The 20,841-nt window shown below is 70.6% G+C and carries 22 protein-coding genes; 15 read left to right on the forward strand and 7 right to left on the reverse strand.

Translation table 11 applies throughout. The features are described 5' to 3' along the window. Positions 1-25: 25 nt before the first annotated feature. Positions 26-169, reverse strand: a complete 144-nt coding sequence (locus tag ACIQ7Q_RS04800; protein ID WP_403856244.1) for a hypothetical protein — start codon at positions 167-169, stop codon at positions 26-28. Between the two features lie 75 nt (positions 170-244). Next, positions 245-958 (reverse strand): N-acetylmuramoyl-L-alanine amidase, encoded by a 714-nt coding sequence (locus tag ACIQ7Q_RS04805; protein WP_403856246.1) that lies wholly within the window; start codon positions 956-958, stop codon positions 245-247. A 61-nt stretch (positions 959-1,019) separates the two neighbouring features. Here ACIQ7Q_RS04805 and mnmA point away from each other — a divergent pair, with 61 nt between their 5' ends. The 4 genes from mnmA (at position 1,020) to ACIQ7Q_RS04825 (ending at position 4,994) form a co-directional block, all read left to right on the forward strand. Next, on the forward strand, positions 1,020-2,147 hold the full coding sequence (gene mnmA, locus ACIQ7Q_RS04810) for a tRNA 2-thiouridine(34) synthase MnmA (RefSeq protein WP_403856248.1): 1,128 nt from the start codon (positions 1,020-1,022) through the stop codon (positions 2,145-2,147). 290 nt (positions 2,148-2,437) lie between these two features. Next, positions 2,438-2,923 (forward strand): MarR family winged helix-turn-helix transcriptional regulator, encoded by a 486-nt coding sequence (locus tag ACIQ7Q_RS04815; protein ID WP_403856250.1) that lies wholly within the window; start codon positions 2,438-2,440, stop codon positions 2,921-2,923. 98 nt (positions 2,924-3,021) lie between these two features. After that, entirely contained in the window at positions 3,022-4,506 is a 1,485-nt protein-coding gene (locus ACIQ7Q_RS04820; protein WP_403856252.1) for an MFS transporter, read from the forward strand. Positions 4,507-4,553: 47 nt separating this feature from the next. After that, positions 4,554-4,994 carry a pyridoxamine 5'-phosphate oxidase family protein gene (locus ACIQ7Q_RS04825; protein ID WP_403856254.1) on the forward strand — a complete coding sequence of 147 codons (441 nt, stop codon included), beginning with the start codon at positions 4,554-4,556 and terminating at the stop codon, positions 4,992-4,994. A 4-nt stretch (positions 4,995-4,998) separates the two neighbouring features. Here ACIQ7Q_RS04825 and ACIQ7Q_RS04830 read toward each other — a convergent pair whose 3' ends face one another. Both ACIQ7Q_RS04830 and nadE read right to left on the reverse strand, forming a co-directional pair. Next, positions 4,999-5,190 (reverse strand): hypothetical protein, encoded by a 192-nt coding sequence (locus ACIQ7Q_RS04830; protein WP_403856256.1) that lies wholly within the window; start codon positions 5,188-5,190, stop codon positions 4,999-5,001. Between the two features lie 122 nt (positions 5,191-5,312). Then, the gene (gene nadE, locus ACIQ7Q_RS04835) at positions 5,313-6,143 is read right to left on the reverse strand and encodes an ammonia-dependent NAD(+) synthetase (RefSeq protein WP_403856258.1); all 831 of its coding nucleotides are present in this window, start codon (positions 6,141-6,143) and stop codon (positions 5,313-5,315) included. A 165-nt stretch (positions 6,144-6,308) separates the two neighbouring features. On the opposite strand from nadE, the gene ACIQ7Q_RS04840 reads away from it, so the two are divergent. Further along, a complete protein-coding gene (locus ACIQ7Q_RS04840; RefSeq protein ID WP_403856260.1) occupies positions 6,309-7,436 on the forward strand; it encodes a DNA alkylation repair protein in 1,128 nt (375 codons plus the stop codon). Positions 7,437-7,443: 7 nt separating this feature from the next. Here the strand turns inward: ACIQ7Q_RS04840 and ACIQ7Q_RS04845 are convergent, their stop codons facing one another. The 3 genes from ACIQ7Q_RS04845 to ACIQ7Q_RS04855 form a co-directional block, all read right to left on the reverse strand. After that, positions 7,444-7,629: a hypothetical protein gene (locus ACIQ7Q_RS04845; RefSeq protein ID WP_403856446.1), complete on the reverse strand. Its 186-nt coding sequence runs from the start codon at positions 7,627-7,629 to the stop codon at positions 7,444-7,446. A 135-nt stretch (positions 7,630-7,764) separates the two neighbouring features. Then, positions 7,765-8,586 (reverse strand): alpha/beta fold hydrolase, encoded by an 822-nt coding sequence (locus tag ACIQ7Q_RS04850; RefSeq protein ID WP_403856262.1) that lies wholly within the window; start codon positions 8,584-8,586, stop codon positions 7,765-7,767. Between the two features lie 114 nt (positions 8,587-8,700). Then, positions 8,701-9,498 (reverse strand): alpha/beta fold hydrolase, encoded by a 798-nt coding sequence (locus ACIQ7Q_RS04855; RefSeq protein ID WP_403856264.1) that lies wholly within the window; start codon positions 9,496-9,498, stop codon positions 8,701-8,703. Positions 9,499-9,612: 114 nt separating this feature from the next. On the opposite strand from ACIQ7Q_RS04855, the gene ACIQ7Q_RS04860 reads away from it, so the two are divergent. From ACIQ7Q_RS04860 to ACIQ7Q_RS04905, 10 genes are all read left to right on the forward strand, one after another. Beyond that, positions 9,613-10,152 (forward strand): TIGR00730 family Rossman fold protein, encoded by a 540-nt coding sequence (locus ACIQ7Q_RS04860; RefSeq protein ID WP_403856266.1) that lies wholly within the window; start codon positions 9,613-9,615, stop codon positions 10,150-10,152. A 7-nt stretch (positions 10,153-10,159) separates the two neighbouring features. Then, on the forward strand, positions 10,160-10,858 hold the full coding sequence (locus ACIQ7Q_RS04865) for an SDR family oxidoreductase (protein ID WP_403856268.1): 699 nt from the start codon (positions 10,160-10,162) through the stop codon (positions 10,856-10,858). Between the two features lie 25 nt (positions 10,859-10,883). Continuing rightward, positions 10,884-11,897 (forward strand): methionine synthase, encoded by a 1,014-nt coding sequence (locus ACIQ7Q_RS04870; protein WP_403856270.1) that lies wholly within the window; start codon positions 10,884-10,886, stop codon positions 11,895-11,897. 30 nt (positions 11,898-11,927) lie between these two features. Continuing rightward, positions 11,928-14,111 (forward strand): NAD-dependent DNA ligase LigA, encoded by a 2,184-nt coding sequence (ligA, locus tag ACIQ7Q_RS04875; protein WP_403856272.1) that lies wholly within the window; start codon positions 11,928-11,930, stop codon positions 14,109-14,111. Between the two features lie 320 nt (positions 14,112-14,431). Further along, a complete protein-coding gene (locus ACIQ7Q_RS04880) occupies positions 14,432-16,549 on the forward strand; it encodes a putative bifunctional diguanylate cyclase/phosphodiesterase (RefSeq protein WP_403856274.1) in 2,118 nt (705 codons plus the stop codon). A gap of 171 nt (positions 16,550-16,720) precedes the next feature. Continuing rightward, the gene (gatC, locus tag ACIQ7Q_RS04885; protein ID WP_356633907.1) at positions 16,721-17,017 is read left to right on the forward strand and encodes an Asp-tRNA(Asn)/Glu-tRNA(Gln) amidotransferase subunit GatC; all 297 of its coding nucleotides are present in this window, start codon (positions 16,721-16,723) and stop codon (positions 17,015-17,017) included. A gap of 4 nt (positions 17,018-17,021) precedes the next feature. After that, a complete protein-coding gene (gene gatA / locus ACIQ7Q_RS04890; protein ID WP_403856276.1) occupies positions 17,022-18,518 on the forward strand; it encodes an Asp-tRNA(Asn)/Glu-tRNA(Gln) amidotransferase subunit GatA in 1,497 nt (498 codons plus the stop codon). Next, complete coding sequence (locus ACIQ7Q_RS04895) at positions 18,515-18,757, forward strand: hypothetical protein (RefSeq protein WP_403856278.1); 243 nt, start codon at positions 18,515-18,517, stop codon at positions 18,755-18,757. Before gatA ends, ACIQ7Q_RS04895 begins: the two co-directional genes overlap by 4 nt. 16 nt (positions 18,758-18,773) lie before the next feature. Next, positions 18,774-20,285: an Asp-tRNA(Asn)/Glu-tRNA(Gln) amidotransferase subunit GatB gene (gene gatB, locus ACIQ7Q_RS04900; protein ID WP_403856280.1), complete on the forward strand. Its 1,512-nt coding sequence runs from the start codon at positions 18,774-18,776 to the stop codon at positions 20,283-20,285. 113 nt (positions 20,286-20,398) lie between these two features. Continuing rightward, the gene (locus tag ACIQ7Q_RS04905) at positions 20,399-20,692 is read left to right on the forward strand and encodes a hypothetical protein (RefSeq protein ID WP_403856282.1); all 294 of its coding nucleotides are present in this window, start codon (positions 20,399-20,401) and stop codon (positions 20,690-20,692) included. Positions 20,693-20,841 lie beyond the last annotated feature (149 nt).

Here is a 20,841-nt window from a genome sequence, read left to right on the forward strand (position 1 = left end):
GTGAGGGACTCGACCAGCGGGACCATCACGCCGTTACCCGCGCCGGCGGCATCTCCCACAGATGTGCCAGGGCCGCAGTGCCCAGTCCCCACCGCCGGAGCGCGGAGGCGATCTCGACGTGGACGTCGAGATCGGGGTCCCGGTTCCACGGGAAGGCCGAGCGCGGCATGCACCTCGTCCCGCGGCTCAGCCGTCCATGGCTCCCAGCGTCCGCCGTCCGTTTCCTCCTCGCTCATCCGGTGACCTACGCCTTCGACTCGGCAGCCTTCGCCACCCTGCGCGCCTCCGGTGTCGCCTCGCCGACCAGCTTCATGTACGTCGACCAGTCCCAGTGCGGGCCCGGGTCGGTGTGGTCCGTGCCCGGGACCTCCACGTGGCCGACGATGTGCTCGCGGTCCACCGGTATCTCGTAGCGGGCGCAGATGCCCGCCGTCAGCTTCGCCGACGACCGGTACATCGCGTCCGTGAAGTCCTGCGGCCGGTCGACGAAGCCCTCGTGCTCGATGCCGATGCTGCGCTCGTTGAACGAGCGGTTGCCGGCGTGGTACGCGACGTCCAGCTCGCGGATCATCTGCGCCACATGGCCGTCCTTGCGCACGACGTAATGAGTCGCCGCACCGTGGAGCGGATCCTTGAAGACCTTCAGGGCCGTCGGGTAGCTGCCCTGGACGACATGGATGACCACCCGGTCGATGTCGTAGTCGTCCGGCCGGTCGGCCAGCCGCCAGTTGGAGGCGTTCGCCGCGATCCACTGGGCCCCGGCGTGATCGATCTCGCCCTCCTTGCGCGGCGTGCGTACCCATGGCATGCCGCGCCAGAGGCGGCGGATCTCCTCCTCGGCCAGTACGCCGCCGCCCACGATCACCGCACCACCGCCGATCAGCACGGCCCGCCGGCTCAAACCGCTCTTCCCGCCGCCGGTCTTCTTGCCGCCGCCGTGCTTGTTGTCACTGCCCATGCCGGTCACAACGCATACTCGCGAGCTTTCGGTTCCCCCGGACCCGTACCCTGGTAGCGCTATGACTGAGATCTCCCCGCGCCCCCTCCGTGTCCTCGCCGCCATGTCGGGCGGAGTCGACTCCGCCGTCGCCGCCGCCCGCGCCGCGGAGGCGGGTCACGACGTCACCGGCGTGCACCTGGCGCTCTCCGCCAATCCGCAGTCGTTCCGGACCGGCGCGCGTGGCTGTTGCACGATCGAGGACTCGCGCGACGCACGCCGCGCCGCGGATGTCATCGGCATCCCCTTCTACGTGTGGGACCTGGCCGAACGCTTCCGGGAGGACGTGGTCGAGGACTTCGTCGCCGAGTACGAGGCGGGCCGCACGCCCAACCCGTGCCTGCGCTGCAACGAGAAGATCAAGTTCGCGGCGCTGCTCGACAAGGCGCTCGCGCTCGGCTTCGACGCCGTGTGCACCGGCCACTACGCCACCGTGGTCCTCCGTGAGGACGGCACCCGAGAGCTGCACCGCGCCAGCGACATGGCCAAGGACCAGTCGTACGTGCTGGGCGTGCTCGACGAGAAGCAGCTCGCCCATGCGATGTTCCCGCTCGGCGACACCCTCACCACCAAGGGCGAGATCCGGGCCGAGGCCGAGCGCAGGGGCCTCGCGGTCGCGAAGAAGCCCGACAGCCACGACATCTGCTTCATCGCCGACGGCGACACCCAGGGCTTCCTGGCGGACCGGCTGGGCAAGGCCGAGGGCGACATCGTCGACGAGAGGGGCGCCAAGCTCGGCAGTCACGAGGGCGCGTACGGTTTCACCATCGGGCAGCGCAAGGGTCTGCGCATCGGTCATCCTGCCCCCGACGGCAAGCCGCGCTACGTCCTTGACATCTCCCCGGTGAACAACACCGTGACCGTCGGCCCGGCCGAGGCGCTGGACGTCACCGCCCTGACCGCGATCAAGCCCCGCTGGTGCGGCACGGCCCCGTCCGGCCCCGGCACGTACACCGCGCAGCTCCGCGCCCACGGCGGCGAGACGGAGGTCACCGCGGAGCTCGTCGACGGCACGGAGCTGCGGGTGACCTTCACCGAGCCGGTGCGGGGTGTGGCCCCGGGCCAGGCGATCGTGCTGTACGACGACACCCGCGTGGTCGGCTCGGCGACGATCGCGACGACGACCCGTCGGGCGGCCGTGGTCGCCTAGGTTCCGCCCTCGGCGGGTCGTGTGCCAGGCCGGATGGCCGCTGGGGCTGTGTCCTGTCGTGCTCGACTTCCGCGCTGGTGCTGCCTGCGTCAAAGCCATAAGCGGGCGGGGGCGGACCCGGTGGGGCATGAAGGCCGTCCGGTCGTCAATGCGGACCGGACGTACGCCGCGCACGGTATGGGCGCCCTCGACATCGGTAGCGCCGGCCTGGGCGATGTGGTCTACCCAGGCTCCAATAAGGTCTCTTCTGGATAATCCGTATCGGATCGAATTGCTCTACGCTGGCAGGCATGACCGCCATGACGCCCGCGCCCACCGAACCGGACCTGTCGTTCCTCCTCGACCACACCAGTCACGTCCTGCGGACAAAGATGTCCGCCGCCCTCGCCGAGATCGGCCTGACCGCTCGGATGCACTGCGTGCTCGTCCACGCCCTGGAGGAGGAGCGCACTCAGATCCAGCTCGCCGAGATCGGCGACATGGACAAGACCACGATGGTGGTGACGGTTGATGCCCTGGAGGAGGCGGGTCTGGCCGAGCGCCGCCCTTCCAGTACGGACCGGCGGGCCCGGATCATCGCCGTCACCGACGAGGGTGCCCGCGTCGCCGGGCAGAGTCAGGAGATCGTCGACCGCGTGCATCGCGACGCCCTGGCCACGCTTCCCGGCGGGGACAGGGCGGCCCTCCTGCGGGCTCTGAAGCGTCTGGTCGTCGACGGTCTGGCGAACCCTGTCGAGGCCCCGCGCACCGCCCGCCGGGCGCGCCAGTCCAGGTAGGCGGGGAAGCGAGGCCAAAAGTAAGACCGAAAAAAATAGTCTGCAACAAAACCATCTGCTACGGTCTCTCCTGTTGCCCAACCGACAGGAGAGACCGCATGTTTGCCGCATCCGCCTCCGCGCCATCACCCGCCGCCCCCCGCTCACGCCGGCTCGCCCTCGGAGTCGTCGCCACCGGGATGCTGATGATCATCCTCGACGGCTCCATCGTCACCGTGGCGATGCCGGCCATCCAGAACGACTTGGGGTTCACTCCGGCCGGCCTCAGCTGGGTCGTCAATGCCTACCTCATCGCATTCGGCAGTCTGCTCCTGCTGGCCGGCCGGCTCGGCGACCTGATCGGCCGCAGGCGCATGTTCCTGGCCGGCACCGCCGTCTTCACGGCCGCCTCGCTGCTTGCCGGCGTGGCCACCTCGCCCGCCGTACTGATCGCCGCCCGCTTCCTCCAGGGCGTCGGCAGCGCGATGGCCTCCGCCGTCGGCCTGGGCATCCTCGTGACGCTGTTCACCGAGCCCAGGGAGCGCGCCAGGGCCATCGCCGTCTTCAGCTTCACCGGCGCGGCGGGCGCGTCCATCGGCCAGGTCCTCGGCGGCGTACTCACCGACGCGCTCAACTGGCACTGGATCTTCTTCATCAACCTGCCGATCGGCATCGCCGTCCTCGCGATCGCCGTACAGGTCCTGCCCGGTGACGTCGGTTTGGGCCTCAAAGCGGGCGCGGACGTATTCGGCGCGGTTCTGGTCACCGCCGGTCTGATGCTCGGCATCTACACCGTCGTCAAGGTCGAGGAGTACGGCTGGACCTCGGGCCGCACCCTCGGCTTCGGCGCCCTCGCCGCCGTACTGCTCGCCGCGTTCCTCGTCCGTCAGGCCACCGCGAAGAATCCCCTGATGCCGCTGCGGATCTTCCGCTCGCGCAGCGTCTTTGCCGCCAACCTGGTCCAGATCCTGATGGTCGCCGCGCTCTTCTCCTTCCAGATCCTCGTCGCCCTGTACCTCCAGAAGGTGCTCGGATACGGCGCCGCCGAGACCGGCCTCGCGATGCTCCCGGCAGCCACCGTCATCGGTGCCGTCTCCCTGGGAGTCTCCGCCCGTCTCAACGCCCGCTTCGGTGAGCGCAACGTCCTGCTGGCGGGCATCGTGCTCCTCATCGGCGTCCTCGCCCTCCTCACCCGCCTCCCCGTGCAGGCCAGTTACGCCGTCGACCTCCTCCCGGTCATGCTGCTCGCCGCGGGCTTCGGCCTCGCGCTGCCGGCGCTGACCACACTCGGTATGTCCGGCGCGAACGAGGAGGACGCCGGTCTCGCGTCCGGCCTGTTCAACACCACCCAGCAGATCGGCATGGCCCTGGGCGTCGCGGTTCTGTCCACCCTCGCCGCCTCCCGCACCGAGAGCCTCACGGCGGGCGGCCGGACGGCGGCCGAGGCGCTGACCGGCGGCTACCGGCTCGCCTTCGCGGTGGGCGCGGGGCTCCTCGTCATCGCCTTCACCGTCGCCTTCACGATGCTGCGCCGCCCCGAGCACCAGGCCGCCAAGGAGCCGGCCGCCGACACGCAGGCTCCCGCCCACGCCGCAGCCGTCTGACCCGCCCTCCAACCCCGCCCCCACCCCACCACTGAAAGGCTGATCCCATGAGCGGGAACACCGCCACCGAAACCACCACCGGCACCACCAAGAACGACGGCCCGGCCCCCCGGGTGCTCACCGACCAGGAGCTCTCCCAGCTGCTGCGGCAGCAGCAGTTCGGCGTACTCGCGAGCGTCAGGAGCACCGGCCACCCCCACCTGTCGACCGTCCTCTACGACTGGAACGCCGAGGAGCGCGTACTGCGCGTCTCCTCCACCGCCGACCGCCTCAAGGTCCGGCAACTGCGCCGCGACCCGCACACCTCACTGCACGTCAGCGGTCCGGACGTCTGGTCGTTCGCCGTGGCGGAGGGCGAGGCGGAGATAGTGGACCCGGTCGATGGGGCGGCCCCCGGCGAGCAGCCGCTGCCCGACCGGCGCGTGGTGATCCTGATCCGGGTGTCCCGCCTGTACGGGACCGCCCTGGACATCCCCTCCCAGGACTGAGAAATCAGTGCGTACGCCGGATCGCCGAAGAATCGATGCAGCCCAGGGCGGAGCGGGGGTGGACCACGTGGCAGTCCGCCACCATGGTCACGTTGTGGGCGAGGACGTTTGCCCGCCGGTAGCGCACCGTGCCGGTGCTGCGCCGGCGCACGATCTGCTGCAGCTTCTGCCCCCCTGGCCGGTCAGCTGCGCACACGGACAGGCCACCGCACCTGCAGCGGTCGGATCGGACGTCACCACACATCCAACCGCCACGACCACCAACCCGGCGAACCAATGCGGTCACAGCATCGGGGGGGGAGAGACGGGCAGCCGGCACTAGGGGGCGACGGGCAGCCGGCGCTTGTGGTCGGTGAGGCGGTAGCGGCTGACGATCGTTTCGAACGCCCGGCTGTCCACCGGCTTGCCTTCCAGGAAGTCGTCGATGTCGTCGTAGGTGACGCCGAGCGCGTCCTCGTCCGCCTTGCCCGGGGCGAGCGACTCCAGGTCGGCCGTCGGGATCTTCCACACCAGTGCGGCGGGCGCCCCCAGCGCGTCCGCGACGGCGCGCACCCGGCGCTTGGTCAGGCCCGCCAGCGGGACCAGGTCGGCGGCGCCGTCGCCGAACTTGGTGAAGAATCCGGAGACCGCCTCGGCGGCGTGGTCGGTGCCGACGACCAGGCCGTCGTGCGCGCCGGCCACCGCGTACTGGGCGATCATGCGCTGCCGGGCCTTGATGTTGCCGTGCACGAAGTCCTGGTGCCCGGCGTCGCGGAAGGTCACATCGGCGGCCAGTGAGGCCTCGAGCGCGGCGTCGCTCGCCGGCTTGATGTCCACGGTCAGCACGTGATCGGCCTGGATGAAGGAGAGCGCGAGCTGGGCGTCGTGCTCGTCGGCCTGGGTCCCGTAGGGCAGCCGCATGGCGTAGAACCGCGCCTCGTGCCCGGCGGCACGGGCCCGCTCGACAGCGAGCTGGCACAGCCGGCCGGTGGTGGTCGAGTCGACGCCGCCGCTGATGCCGAGCACCAGGCAGCGCAGGCCGGTGGAGATCAGCTGCTCGGTGAGGAAGGCCACCCGGCGTTCGATCTCCCGCTCGGCCTCGAAGGTCTCGGCGACCTGGAGCTCCCGGGCGATCTCCTGCTGCAGGGCGATGGCCGTCGGCTCGCTCACGTCTGCTCCCTGTCGCGGTTCACGATGTTCTGCCGCGCCCACCCTACCCAGGACGTCGCGGGAGGCCGGACGGACGGTGCGAAGGGAGCCGAGGGGGATTGTCAGTGGCCCGTCCTATGGTTGCGCTCACAGTGTCACCGCGAGCCACACCGCCCGGGAGGGCCCATGCCGTTCGCCGATGAACTCATCGGTGCGTCCACCGCCGAAGCGCTGGCGAAAGCCGTGGCACGAGCCGCGCCGGATGCCCGCGCAACCGCGCTGGACGCCGCGGCGGCGGCACTCGCGCCGCTCCCGCTGCGCGGACGCAGCGACCTGCTGCGCGACGCCCTGCTCGACGACGTCCCCGGGAGCTACGCCACGCTCGCCGCGACGGTGCGCCGCGCTGCCGCGGCGGACCCCGAAGGCTTCGGCGGCTGGCTGATCTGGCCGGTCACCAGTGCCGTCGCCGTCAAGGCCGTCGACGAGAGCACGGAAGTGGCGTTCGTCGACGCCCTCGATCTCCTGGCGGAGCTCACACCGCGGTTGACCAGTGAGTTCGCCATTCGGACCCTGCTGGAACACGACCTCGAGCACGCGCTGCGGACGATCTCGACCTGGACCACTTCCCCCGACCCGCATGTGCGCAGGCTGGCGTCGGAGGGGACACGGCCGTACCTGCCGTGGGCCAAGCGGGTCGGCGGGATCGTCGCTGACCCCGGTCGCACGCTGCCGATCCTCAACGCCCTGTACCGCGACGACAGCGAGTACGTGCGCCGGTCCGTCGCCAACCACCTGAACGACCTCAGCAGAATTCGGCCGGACCTTGTCGTGGAGACCGCCGCCCACTGGCTGAGCGCCGCCGACGACAACACACCCCGCGTCGTACGGCACGGCCTGCGCACACTGATCAAGAGCGGGCACCCGGAGGCGCTGCTGCTCCTCGGCTTCGCGGTGCCCGCCCAACTCGGCGTCGAAGGGCCCGTCCTGAGCACGACCAGCGCCGCGATTGGGGAGTCCGTGCAGTTCACAGCCCGGGTGACCAACACCGGCAAGGAGTCGGCCGACGTGGCCGTCGACTATGTGGTGCACCACCTCAAGGCCAACGGCAAGCAGACCGGCAAGACCTTCAAACTGGCGACGCGGACCATCGCCCCCGGCGAATCCGTGGAGTTCTCACGCGGCCATTCGTTCCGAAGGATCACCACAAGGCGCTACCACCCGGGCGTTCATGCCATCGAGCTCCAGGTCAACGGTGTGCGCTTCGGCCGTGCCGATTTCGTCCTCCGGGACGAGGAATCCCCGGCCGCAAGGTGAGCGGCGCTCACACCGGGTGGTGTGCGAAAAGCTCGAGATGCCCGCAGCTCACACAGCGGTACGCGTCGATCTGCCGTCGCGGCCGGCCGAGTCGCCTCGCACCCCCGAACACACCGCGTTCCAGCGCGCCCTGAATCCACCGTGCGTAACCGCGTGAGCCTTCCCCCGAGTCCTCGACGAATCCCGGTTCCAGTTACGCGGCCCCGCAGTGCGTGCAGTGCATGGCGTTCATCACCGAGGTGTACGAACTGACCTGCCAGGGAGGGGCGTTGGGGACGAGGGTGCGACCGTTGCGGCGGAGGACGGCATATGAACGCCCGGACGGATGCTACGCGTCGCCGTCCCAAGCCGTCGGCGTGCCGAGGAACTTCAGCAGCTCCGCGTTGAACCGCTCGGGCTGTTCCACGCCCGGGAGGTGCCCGGCGCCGTCGATCACCGTGAGCTCGGCGTGGGGGATCAGGTCTCGCATCGCCTCCGCGTCGGCGACCGGGATGTAGAAGTCGTCCGCGCCGACCACGATCAGTGCGGGTGACTTCACCGAGGCCAGCGTCTCGCGGTAGTCCGGGCGCTCGGCCCGGCCGCGGAGGGCCGCCGCCGCGCCCTCGGGGTCGGTGGTGCGCATCATCGTCAGCACACGCCCCGCGACATCGGGCATCTCGGCGACGTTGTACGCCGCGAGCATCTTGTCGATCACCTCGTGCGCGTATCCGTCCATCCCCTCGGCCGGCAGGCGGTCGGCAAGGGCGTTGCGGAAGGCCTTGCCCTCCTCGGTCTCCGCGACCGGAGAAGTGTCGCAGAGCACGAGCGCCCGCACCCGCGGCGCGTACGCCTTCTGGAACGCCATCGCGATCTGCCCGCCCATGGACACGCCACCGACGATCACGCGCTGCAGACCGAGATGGTCGAGGAGGGCCGCGATGTCGTCGGCGAAGTCGGAGAGCAGGGTCCTGCCGGGGACCACCTCGCTCTCGCCGTAGCCCCGTAGGTCCGGGGAGACGACCCGGTATCCGGCGGCGCTCAGCGCCTCGGCCTGGGGTGCCCAGAGCGTGCGGTTGAAGGGGTGCCCGTGGACGAGGACGACGGGTGGGCCGTCGGCCGGGCCCTGGTCTGCGTAGTGGATCGCGGAACCGTTGACGGTCACTCGGCCCATGCCGTGACTCCTCCGTAGGTCATGCGCCGATCATGGCATGCCGAATCCCGTTGCGGGCAACGGGATTTCGCCGACGTACGGGGGTGGAGGCGGCGACTGTGACGGTGCACGTGTTCAGGACGACGTGAAGAACCGCATCAGCGTCGGCGCCAGGACGTGCGGGGCCACCTCATGCGTCTGGCCCGTCAGCGTGCGGTGCCGGCCGCGGGGCAGTGCCTCGGCCACCGCACGCGCGGCCTCCCGCATCCCGGCGGGACTCGAACCCCCGTCGACGACCATCACAGGGGCGGCGACCGAGGCGAGGAGGTCCGTCGGGACCGTGCCGTCGCCCATCACCTCGTGGTCGTACTCCAGGGTGTGCGCCAACGCCTCCATGTCCGTCCACAGCGGGAGCAGCCGGAGTCCGGACACCGCCTCCTCCGGCATACCGACGGCCCCGAGGAACGCGGCGAGTGCGTCGCCCCGCCGGCCCTGGGCCAGCAAAGACTTCATCCGGCCGACGTATTCCCCGTTGCCTCTCCTTGCCGGTTCGGTCTGGAACGGCGGCTCGTAGAGGGAGAGTTGCGCGATCGGCAGACCTGCCGCGGCGGCGCGCAGCGCCAGCGCCGCCCCCGAGGACATGCCGTGGACGGCTGCGCCGGGGCCCGCCTCCGCGATGACGGCCGCGAGGTCCTCCACCTCGCGCTCCACCGCGTACGGCGCGGTGTCGCCACTGCCGCCCCGGCCCCGCCGGTCGTAGGTGAACACGCTGAAGCGGGAAGCGAGCAGCTCGGCCAGCGGCGCGTCCGACGCGGCCGCGCACAGCGCGCCGCTCACCATCACCAACGGTGGTCCCTCGCCGCGCTGTTCGTAGGCGATGCGGGTACCGTCCACGGACAGTGCCCTGTTGAGCATCCTGCTCGTCTTGTCCATAGGAGGGGTGACCGGACCGGCCGCGAGAACTCATCGCCCCGGCGGGGACGAGGGCGAAAAAATTCTGGACGGCGGCCCACCGGCCGTGATGCCGGCGCCTCTTACCGTGGACGCATGAACATCTGCGTCTTCCTCTCCGCCGCCGACCTCGACGACCGCTACACCCGTCCCGCCCGCGAGTTCGCCGAGCTCATCGGCAAGGGCGGCCACACCCTCGTGTGGGGCGGCTCGGACTGCGGCCTGATGAAGGTCGTCGCCGACGGGGTCGAGGAGGCGGGCGGACGGCTTGTCGGGGTGTCCGTGGAGTTCCTGCAGGACAAGGCGCGGGCGCGCGCCGACGAGATGGTCGTCGCGAAGGACCTCGCCGAACGCAAGGCCGTGCTGCTCGCCAAGTCCGACGCCGTCGTGATCATGGTCGGCGGCACGGGCACCCTCGACGAGGCGACCGAGATCCTGGAGCTGAAGAAGCACGGCCACCACACCAAACCGGTGGTCCTGCTCAACGCCGCAGGGTTCTACGACGGGCTGAAGCAGCAGTTCCAGCGGATGGACGAGGAGGGCTTCCTGCCCGTGCCGCTCACCGAGCTGGTGTTCTTCGCCGAGGACGGGGCCGGCGCGATGGCCTACCTGGAGGAGTCCGTGGGCATCCAGTAGTGCGACCATGGCGGTCATGACCACCCACCTGATCACCGGCGCAGGATCCGGCATCGGCGCGGCCGTCGCGCGACGCCTCCACGAGCGGGGCGACGACATCCTCCTCGTGGCGCGCGACGCGGGCCGCGCCAAGGAACTCGAGGCGCGGTACCCGGGAGCGGGCACGCTCGTCGCCGACCTGGCGGACCCCGACCGCATCTCCTGGGCCCTCGGACACCAGTCCATGCCGGAGACCGTCGACTCGCTGCTGCACATCGCCGGCATCGTCGACCTCGGCCCGATCGCCGAGCTGCGCCCGAAGACCTGGCACCAGCAGCTCAACGTCAACCTGATCGCCCCGGCCGAACTGACGCGGCTCTTCCTGCCCCAACTGCGCGCCGCCCAGGGCCATGTGGTGTTCGTCAACTCCGGCGCCGGCCTCAACGCGCACGCCGAGTGGGGCGCGTACGCGGCCTCCAAGCACGGCCTCAAGGCACTCGCCGACTCGCTGCGGCACGAGGAGCATGCGGCCGGGGTGCGGGTGACGTCCGTCTACCCGGGGCGCACCGCGAGCCCGATGCAGGCGAAGGTGCACTCCCAGGAGGGGAAGGAGTACGACGCCTCCCACTGGATCGACCCCGAGTCGGTCGCCACCGCGATCCTCACCGCGCTGGACCTGCCGCGGGACGCCGAGATCAACGACCTGACGGTGCGGCCGGGTCGCTGACCACCGCGGCACGTACGCTTCCCGGGTGAGCGAGAAGAACGAGTTCCGCTGGGGGCCTGCCACCGGCGTGGGGTCCATGCCGGGCGGCGACGCCCGCGAGGCCGCGAAAACTGTCACCGGAACGTTCGAGGAGTTCGTGCATCTGGCCGAGCTGCCCGCACGCGGGCCCGGTGCCGACATGATCGGCCGCACCATCGGCCTCCTTGTCGAGATGTACGCCCATGTCGAGCCGAGCGGCTGGCGCATCAGCGACCGGCCGGGACGCGACACCCGCCGGGCCCGCTCCTGGCTCGGCGAGGACCTCGACGCGCTGGAGGAGTTCACGCAGGGCTACGACGGGCCGCTGAAGGTGCAGGCGGTCGGCCCGTGGACGCTCGCCGCCGCGCTGGAGCGGCGTGGCGGCGAGGCGCTCCTCGGCGACCCGGGGGCCTGCCGGGACGTTGCCGCCTCACTCGCGGAGGGGCTGCGCGACCACCTCGCCGAGGTGCGCCGCCGGGTGCCCGGCGGCCGCGTGGTGCTCCAGCTCGACGAGCCGTCCCTCACCGCTGTGCTCCGGGGGCAGATCAGGACGGCCAGTGGCTACCGCACCTACCGGGCGGTGGACCGCCAGGTGGTCGAGAGCGCGCTGCGGGACGTCATGGCGGCGGCAGACGGGCCGGTCGTCGTGCACTCCTGCGCACCCGAGGTGCCGTTCGCACTCCTGCGCCGGGCCGGCGCCCAGGGGATCTCGTTCGATTTCGGTCTGCTCACCGAGCGTGACGAGGAATCGATCGGTGAGGCCGTGGAGGCCGGCACCAAGCTCTTCGCGGGCGTCGTCCCCTCGACCGACGACGCGTCGGACGGATTGTCAGTGGGCGCCGATATCGTCAAGGGCGTACGGACACTGTGGCGCAGGCTGGGGCTGAATCCGGGGACTCTCGCGGAGTCCCTGGTGATCACCCCGACGTGCGGGCTCGCGGGCGCCTCGCCCGCGTATGCGCGCGCCGCGCTCGCCCACTGCGTCCGTGCCGCGAAGTCACTCGCGGACAACCCTGAGTGACGGGTGTACGGATAACGGGAGGACAAAACGGTGGCCGGCGAACAGCAGACGACCCTGCCCGCGGACGTACGGGAGCAGCACGCACTCCTCGCCGAGCAGATCGAGGAGCACCGCTTCCGGTACTACGTGAAGGACAGCCCCGTCATCAGTGACGCGGACTTCGACAAGCTCCTGCGCAAGCTCGAAGGGCTCGAGGAGCAGTATCCGGAGCTGCGCACCCCCGACTCGCCCACCCAGAAGGTCGCCGGCGACTACGAGACGGAGCTGACCAAGGTCGAGCACCGCGAGCGGATGCTCTCCCTGGACAACGCCTTCGACGACGCGGAGCTCGCCGCCTGGGCCGAGCGCGTCGCCCGCGACGTCGGCGCCCCCGGCTACCACTTCCTGTGCGAGCTGAAGGTCGACGGCCTCGCGGTCAACCTCACCTACGAGAAGGGCAGGCTGACCCGCGCGGCGACCCGCGGTGACGGCCGGGTCGGCGAGGACATCACTCCCAATGTCCGCACGATCGCCGATATCCCCGAACGGCTCAAGGGCGACCACATCCCCGACCTCGTGGAGATCCGGGGCGAGGTCTACTTCCCCATGGAGCAGTTCCAGGAGCTGAACGCCCGCCGGGTCGAGGCAGGCGAGCAGCCGTACGCCAACCCGCGGAACTCCGCCTCGGGTTCGCTGCGTCAGAAGGACCCCAAGGTCACCGCCAAGCTCCCGCTGCACATGGTGGTGCACGGCATCGGCGCCCGTGAGGGCCTGGCCATCGACCGCCTCTCCGAGGCGTACGACCTGTTGCGCGAGTGGGGGCTGCCCACCGCGCAGCACACCAAGGTCGTCGGTTCGCTCGACGAAGTGCGTGAGTTCATCGCCTACTTCGGCGAGCACCGTCACTCCGTGGAGCACGAGATCGACGGCGTGGTCGTCAAGCTCGACGAGATCCCGCTCCAGGGCCGTCTCGGCTCCACCGCCCGCGCGCCGCGCTGGGCGATCGCCTGGAAGTACGCGCCGGAGGAGGTCAACACCAAGCTGGTCAACATCCGGGTCGGCGTGGGCCGCACCGGCCGCGTCACGCCGTACGCGCAGGTCGAGCCGGTGACGGTGGCGGGCTCCGAGGTCGAGTTCGCGACCCTGCACAACCAGGACGTCGTCAAGGCCAAGGGCGTCCTGATCGGTGACACGGTGGTGCTGCGCAAGGCCGGTGACGTGATCCCTGAGATCCTGGGGCCGGTGGTGGACCTGCGGGACGGCAGCGAGCGCGAGTTCGTCATGCCCGCCGAGTGCCCGGAGTGCGGGACGGCACTGCGGCCCATGAAGGAGGGCGACGTCGACCTGCGCTGCCCCAACGCACGCTCCTGCCCGGCGCAGTTGCGGGAGCGGCTGTTCTATCTCGCGGGTCGCAAGTCCCTGGACATCGAGAACTTCGGCTACGTGGCCGCCGCCGCGCTGACCCGCCCCCTGGAGCCGGCCGATCCGCCGCTCGCCGACGAGGGAGACCTCTTCAGTCTCACGATGGAGCAGCTGCTGCCCATCAAGGCGTACGTCCTCGACCAGGACAGCGGTCTGCCCAAGCGCGACCCCAAGACCGGCGAGGACAAGGTTGTCACGGTCTTCGCCAACAAGGAGGGCGGCCCGCGGCGGAACGCGGTGGCGATGCTGGAGAACATCGCGGCCGCCAAGGAGCGGCCGCTGGCGCGGATCATCACCGGGCTGTCGATCCGTCATGTGGGCCCGGTGGCCGCGGAGGCGCTCGCCCGCGAGTTCCGGTCCATCGAGCGGATCGAGCAGGCGTCACAGGAGGAGCTGGCGGCCGTCGACGGAGTCGGACCGACCATCGCCGCCGCGCTCAAGCAGTGGTTCGAGGAGGACTGGCACCGCGAGATCCTGCGGAAGTGGCGTGAGGCGGGCGTCCGGATGGAGGAGCAGGGTTCGGGGGAGGACGAGGGGCCCCGACCGCTCGAGGGGCTGACGGTCGTCGTCACCGGAACGCTCGAGAACCACACCAGGGATGGCGCAAAAGAAGCGCTCCAGAGCCTCGGAGCGAAAGTGGCTGGTTCCGTATCGAAGAAGACGAGCTTTGTTGTCGTCGGCGACAACCCCGGTTCCAAGTACGACAAGGCCGTGCAGTTGAAGGTGCCGGTTCTGGACGAGGCAGGCTTCGCCGTGCTGCTCGAGCAGGGACCAGAGGCGGCACGTGAGGCTGCTGTGACTCAGGAGGCATGACAAAAGGGGTGTGGACGGGCGCTCGAGAGGGGCGCACAAGGCGCACCGCGGCAGCACGGGGGTCAGGATCCGGACGTGCCGAACGCCGGTGGAACGCCCAGTACAGGTCACCCGTTCAGCGCATACCAGATGTATAAGGGTGGCCGGGTCGCATTCGGGCAAGAGCTGTAGAGCGATGCCCGTGCGAGCCTCCTGCGGCCTACTGTTGAGACGTGCGCCTGTCGTGCACGGCTGCGGGGTGGGTTTCGGTCGTGGTGGCACGACAACGGGAGCCAAGCCATCGCGAGGCATCGGCACTGCCGGCTGTGAGAGGGACGGGAATGAAACCGACCGAGAGCGCCGCCCCGGTTTCACGGCCGCGTGCACTCGCGGCCCTGGCGGGCAGGGCACCGGGCCTGCCGACCGTCGTCGTGGCGTGCGCCGCGCTCGTGCTCGTCATCGGCATCGTCCGCACCGTCCGCGACGGCCACGGGCTCTTCCCCTCCGCCACCGTCGGATGGTCGCTCGCACTGCTCACCGGGATCATCGTCGGCCATCTCGTCGCCCTCGGTCGTGACCGCTGGTGGGGCGGTACCGGCTCCGGCGCCGCGCTCACCCTCGCCACTCTGCTGCTGTTCGGATGGGTCCCGGCGGCGCTCGTCAGCCTCGCCGTCGTCGCGGTGGTCGGCGCCGCCTGCCGCCATCGCAGGCGGCAGGGCGTACTGCACGGGGCCGTGGACGTCCTCGGCATCGGCGCGGCCGGGCTCACGCTCGCGCTGTTCGACGTCGTCCCCACCGTCGAACGGCCCTGGGATCCGCTCGACTGGGAGCTCGAGGCCGCACCCGAGGTGATCCTCGCCGCCACCGCCTACCTCGCCGTCAACCGCCTGCTGCTCTGGTACGTGCTCGCCCCGCAGGGTGGCGGGCTGCCCACCGTGGCCCGAACCGCCCTGCTCCGGCAGGGCGTCGTCGCCGTCGCCCTCGTCGGCATCGCACCGCTGATCTGTGTTGTCGCCGTCGCCATGCCGTTGCTGCTGCCCTTGTTCGCCGTACCGCTGATCGCCCTCGACTCGACCCTGTGGATAGCCAGGGCCAGAGCCGAGGAGCAGCTGCGGGATCCGCTGACCGGCCTGCCCAACCGCCAATGGCTGCTGGAACGCACCTGGTCCGCGCTCGAGGATGCGGAGGCCGGCGGCGCTCGGGCGGCGCTCGTACTGATCGACCTCGACCGTTTCCGTTCCGTCAACGACACCCTCGGCCATCTCGCGGGCGACCGGCTGCTGCTCCAGATAGCCGACCGGCTGCGTCTCGCCCTGCCGCGCGGAGCGGAGGCAGCACGGCTCGGCGGCGACGAGTTCGCCGTGCTGCTGCCCACGGCCGACTCGACGACCTCGGCGCAGCGCGTGGCCAGGCACCTCGTCGCCGAACTGTCCTCGCCTCTCGACCTGGACGGGCTCACCCTCGTGCTGGAGGCCAGCGCCGGACTCGCCGTCTTCCCCGACCACGCCCTGGACGCCGAAGGGCTGTTGCGCCGCGCGGACGTCGCGATGTACCAGGCCAAGCGCGACCGTACGGGCGTCGAGGTGTACGAGTCCAAGCGCGACAGCAACACCCCCGACCGGCTCGGTCTGCTGGGCGACCTGCGCCGGGCGCTGGACGCCGGCGAGGTCGAGCTCCACTACCAGCCCAAGGTCCGCTTCGACGGACACGTCGCCGGCCTCGAGGCCCTCGTCCGCTGGGTGCACCCGGAGCGTGGGCGCGTCCCCCCGGACGAGTTCATCGCGATCGCCGAGTCCTCCGGACTGATGCCGCACCTGACCGAGTACGTCCTGGAGACGGCACTCGCCCAGGTCGCGAAGTGGCGCGCGCAGGGGCTCTACGTCCCGGTCGCCGTCAACGTCTCGCCCCGCGACGTGCACACCCCCGGCTTCGCCGGCGCCGTCGCGGCGCGGCTCGCCCGGCACGGCGTCCCGGCGGGAGCGCTCCAGCTGGAGATAACGGAGCATGTGCTGCTGGAGGATCCGCAGCGGGCCGCGGACACGCTGGCCGGGCTCGCCGACCACGGCGTGAAGATGTCGCTGGACGACTTCGGCACCGGCTACTCCTCCCTGGTGCATCTGCGCCGGCTGCCGGTCAGCGAACTGAAGATCGACCGCTCCTTCGTGGCCCGGCTCGCGGTCGATGCCGAGGACGCGGAGATCGTCCGGTGCACCGTGGACCTGGCCCACTCGCTCGGACTGCTGGTGGTCGCGGAGGGCGTCGAGGACGACGAGACGTGGGAGCGGCTGCGCGATCTGCGCTGCGACGCGGTGCAGGGCTGGCTGGTCGCCGCGGCGATGCCGCCGCAGGAGACGACGGCGTGGCTGCTGGCGCGCGGCGAACGGGGCTGGCACCGGCCCGCGCTCCCCGCGGGCGAACTGCCCCAGGCCCAGTCCGGCGCGGACCGCGCCGTGACGTGACGTGACGCCGCACAGGGCGCCACCCCGGGGCACGCGAGCCAGGCAAGATCCGAACGAGAGGCCCTCGTGGGCCCTGTTTCACGGGGGCGAGCCGTAACCGTTTCACGGTCCGCGGCCCCGGCCCCATAGGATTGGGCCAAAACCATCGCACTCACCCCTGAGGATCGCTGCATGCCTGGCATCACGCGCGAGGAGGTCGCCCACCTCGCCCGGCTGGCGCGTCTGGAGCTGAAGGACGAAGAGCTCGAGCACTTCGCCGGACAGCTCGACGACATCATCGGCGCGGTCGCCCGCGTCTCCGAGGTCGCCGACCAAGACGTACCCCCGACCTCCCACCCGCTGCCGCTGACCAATGTCATGCGTGCGGACGAGGTCCGTCCGTCGCTCACCCCCGAGCAGGCGCTCTCCGGCGCCCCGGCCCAGGAGCAGCAGCGTTTCAAGGTGCCGCAGATCCTGGGGGAGGACTAATCACATGACGGACAGCATCATCAAGCTCACCGCCGCGGAGACCGCCGCGAAGATCGCCTCCGGCGAGCTCACGGCCGTCGAGGTCGCCGAGGCCCACCTGGCCCGTATCGAGGCCGTCGACGAGAAGGTCCACGCCTTCCTGTACGTCGACCGCGAAGGCGCCCTCGCGCAGGCCCGCGCCGTCGACGAGAAGCGTGCGAACGGCGAGAAGCTCGGCCCCCTCGCCGGTGTTCCGCTCGCGCTCAAGGACATCTTCACCACCGAGGGCATCCCGACCACCGTCGGATCGAAGATTCTCGAGGGCTGGATCCCGCCGTACGACGCGACGCTCACCAAGCGCCTCAAGGACGCCGACGTCGTGATCCTCGGCAAGACCAACATGGACGAGTTCGCCATGGGGTCCTCGACCGAGAACAGCGCCTACGGCCCGACGGGCAACCCGTGGGACCTGACCCGCATCCCGGGCGGCTCCGGCGGCGGCTCCAGCGCGGCGCTCGCCTCCTACCAGGCGCCGCTCGCCATCGGCACGGACACCGGCGGCTCGATCCGCCAGCCCGCCGCCGTCACCGCCACGGTCGGCGTCAAGCCCACCTACGGCGCGGTCTCCCGCTACGGCATGGTGGCCTTCTCGTCCTCCCTCGACCAGGGCGGCCCCTGCGCCCGCACGGTCCTGGACGCGGCGCTCCTGCACGAGGTCATCGCCGGACACGACCCGCTCGACTCGACGTCCATCGACGCCCCGGTCCCGCCGGTCGTCGAGGCCGCCCTGGGCGGCAGCGTCGAGGGCATGCGCGTCGGCGTCGTCAAGCAGTTCCGCGGCGAGGGCTACCAGGCCGGTGTCGTCCAGCGCTTCGACGAGTCGGTCGAACTGCTGAAGGAGCTCGGCGCCGAGATCGTCGAGCTGGACTGCCCGTCCTTCGACCTGGCGCTCTCCGCCTACTACCTGATCGCGCCGTCCGAGTGCTCCTCGAACCTGGCCCGCTTCGACGCGATGCGGTACGGCCTGCGGGTCGGCGACGACGGCACGAAGTCCGCGGAGGAGGTCACCGCCCTCACCCGTGAGGCCGGCTTCGGTGACGAGGTCAAGCGCCGCATCATGCTCGGCACGTATGCGCTCAGCTCCGGTTACTACGACGCGTACTACGGCTCCGCCCAGAAGGTCCGCACGCTCATCACGCGGGACTTCGAGAAGGCCTTCGAGAAGGTCGACGTGATCGTCTCCCCGACGACGCCGACCACCGCCTTCCCGATCGGCGAGCGCGCCGACGACCCCATGGCGATGTACCTCGCCGACCTGTGCACCATCCCGACCAACCTGGCAGGCAACGCCGCCATGTCGCTGCCCTGTGGTCTCGCGCCCGAGGACGGCCTGCCCGTCGGTCTGCAGATCATCGCCCCCGCCATGAAGGACGACCGTCTGTACAAGGTCGGAGCCGCCGTCGAGGCGGCCTTCGTGGAAAAGTGGGGGCACCCGCTTCTCGAGGAGGCTCCGTCGCTATGAGTGCCATGGCAAAGAAGGCCAAGAACTTCAAGAAGTCCAAGACCGGGCTGTACGTGTCGCTCGGCAGCACCGCGTTCGGCGCGATCAGCGTTGCCAAGCAGGCCAAGCTCGCCCGCTCGGACGGTGACATGCTCCGGCTGGCGGACGCCGTCGTGTCCGCCGCCGCGATCGTCACCGGCCTGGCCATCCTCTACCGCGAGCTGAAGCGGCTCGGCGACGACGACGTTCTGCTGGGCTGAGAGGGAAAGTTTCATCGTGACCGTCACTGAACTGGTGTCGTACGAGGACGCTCTCGCGTCCTACGACCCCGTCATGGGCCTCGAGGTCCATGTCGAGCTCGGCACCAAGACCAAGATGTTCTGCGGGTGCTCGACCGAGCTGGGCGCGGAGCCCAACGCGCAGACCTGCCCCACCTGCCTCGGCATGCCCGGCTCGCTCCCGGTCGTCAACGCGGTCGCCGTCGAGTCGGCCGTCAAGATCGGTCTGGCGCTGCACTGCGAGATCGCCGAGTGGTGCCGCTTCGCCCGGAAGAACTACTTCTATCCGGACATGCCGAAGAACTTCCAGACCTCGCAGTACGACGAGCCGATCGCCTTCAACGGCTATCTGGACGTCCAGCTCGAGGACGGCGAGGTCTTCCGTGTGGAGATCGAGCGCGCCCACATGGAGGAGGACACCGGCAAGTCGACGCACGTCGGCGGCGCCACCGGCCGTATCCACGGCGCGTCGCACTCCCTGCTCGACTACAACCGCGCCGGCATCCCGCTGATCGAGATCGTCACCAAGCCGATCGTCGGCGCCGGCGCGCGCGCCCCCGAGGTCGCCAAGGCGTACGTCGCCGAGCTGCGCGAGCTGATCAAGGCGCTCGGCGTCTCCGATGCCCGCATGGAGATGGGCCAGATGCGCTGCGACGTGAACCTGTCGCTGCGCCCCAACGGCACCGAGAAGTTCGGCACCCGCAGCGAGACGAAGAACGTCAACTCGCTGCGCAGCGTGGAGCGTGCGGCCCGGTACGAGATCCAGCGGCACGCCGCGGTCCTCGGCGGCGGCGGCACGATCGTCCAGGAGACCCGTCACTTCCACGAGGAGGACGGCTCCACGACGTCCGGCCGGATCAAGGAGGAGGCGGAGGACTACCGTTACTTCCCCGAGCCCGACCTGGTCCCGGTCGCGCCGACCCGCGAGTGGGTCGAGAAGCTGCGCGCCACACTGCCGGAGCTGCCCCGGGTGCGGCGCAACCGGCTCCGCGAGGAGTGGGGCGTCTCCGAGCACGACATGCAGTCGATCCTCAACGCGGGCGCGGTCGATCTGATCGTCGCCACGATCGAGGCGGGCGCACCGGCCGACCAGGCACGTAAGTGGTGGATGGGCGAACTGGCACGCAGCGCCAACGAGTCCGGCCGTGCGCTGGACGCGCTGCCGATCACCCCGGCGCAGGTCGCGCGGGTGACCGCGCTGGTCAAGGAGGGCTCGCTCAACGACAAGCTGGCCCGCCAGGTCATCGAGGGCGTGCTCGCCGGCGAGGGCGACCCGGACACCGTGGTCGAGAAGCGCGGTCTGAAGGTCGTCTCGGACGAGGGTGCGCTCGGCGCGGCCGTCGACGAGGCCATCGCGGGCAACGCGGCGATCGCGGACAAGATCCGCGGCGGCAAGATCGCGGCGGTCGGCGCGCTGGTCGGCGCGGTCATGAAGACCACGCGAGGCCAGGCTGACGCGGCGCGCGTCAAGGAGCTGATCCTGGAGAAGCTGGGCGTCGCCGAGGGCTGACGGCCGCGACGAGGGCTTCGTTCGTGAGGGGCGGCGCACACCACTCGGTGTGCGCCGCCTCTTCGTGCGCCTGCTTCACCGTGACCGATCGCGGGCCGGGCCGTTGTCACGGCATGACCAAAGCACAACGTGTACTTGCCGCCCTCGCACTCGCCACCGGTGCCTCCGCTCTCGCCGCCCCCGCCGCGACCGCGGCCCCTTCTCCGCTCCCGGTCGGGACGCTGTCCGTCACGGACACGGTGGACTCCCTCACGTCCGGCTCCGTCGCGCCGGAGCACCGTGGCGAGGTGCCGACCGCGTCCCAGCAACTCGCCGGTCTCAACCGGCTGGCGGAGGTGCCGGGTGAGCTGGACCCGCTGACCAGCCAGGCGCAGCCGGTGATGGGCCTCGTCGGCGCCTTCGAGTAACGCGCAACGCGCCGAGCCGCCGTACCGGACGGTGCCGCCACCGGGCCGACTCAGCGCGGACCCGGTTACGGGTCAGTGCCGCCACCGGGCCGGCTCAGCGCAGGCCCGGTTACGGGTCAGTGCCGGCGCGTTCCGCAGCGCAGACCGGT

It is taken from the genome of Streptomyces sp. NPDC096176 (genome assembly GCF_044763255.1).
In the GTDB taxonomy this organism is placed as follows: Bacteria; Actinomycetota; Actinomycetes; order Streptomycetales; family Streptomycetaceae; genus Streptomyces.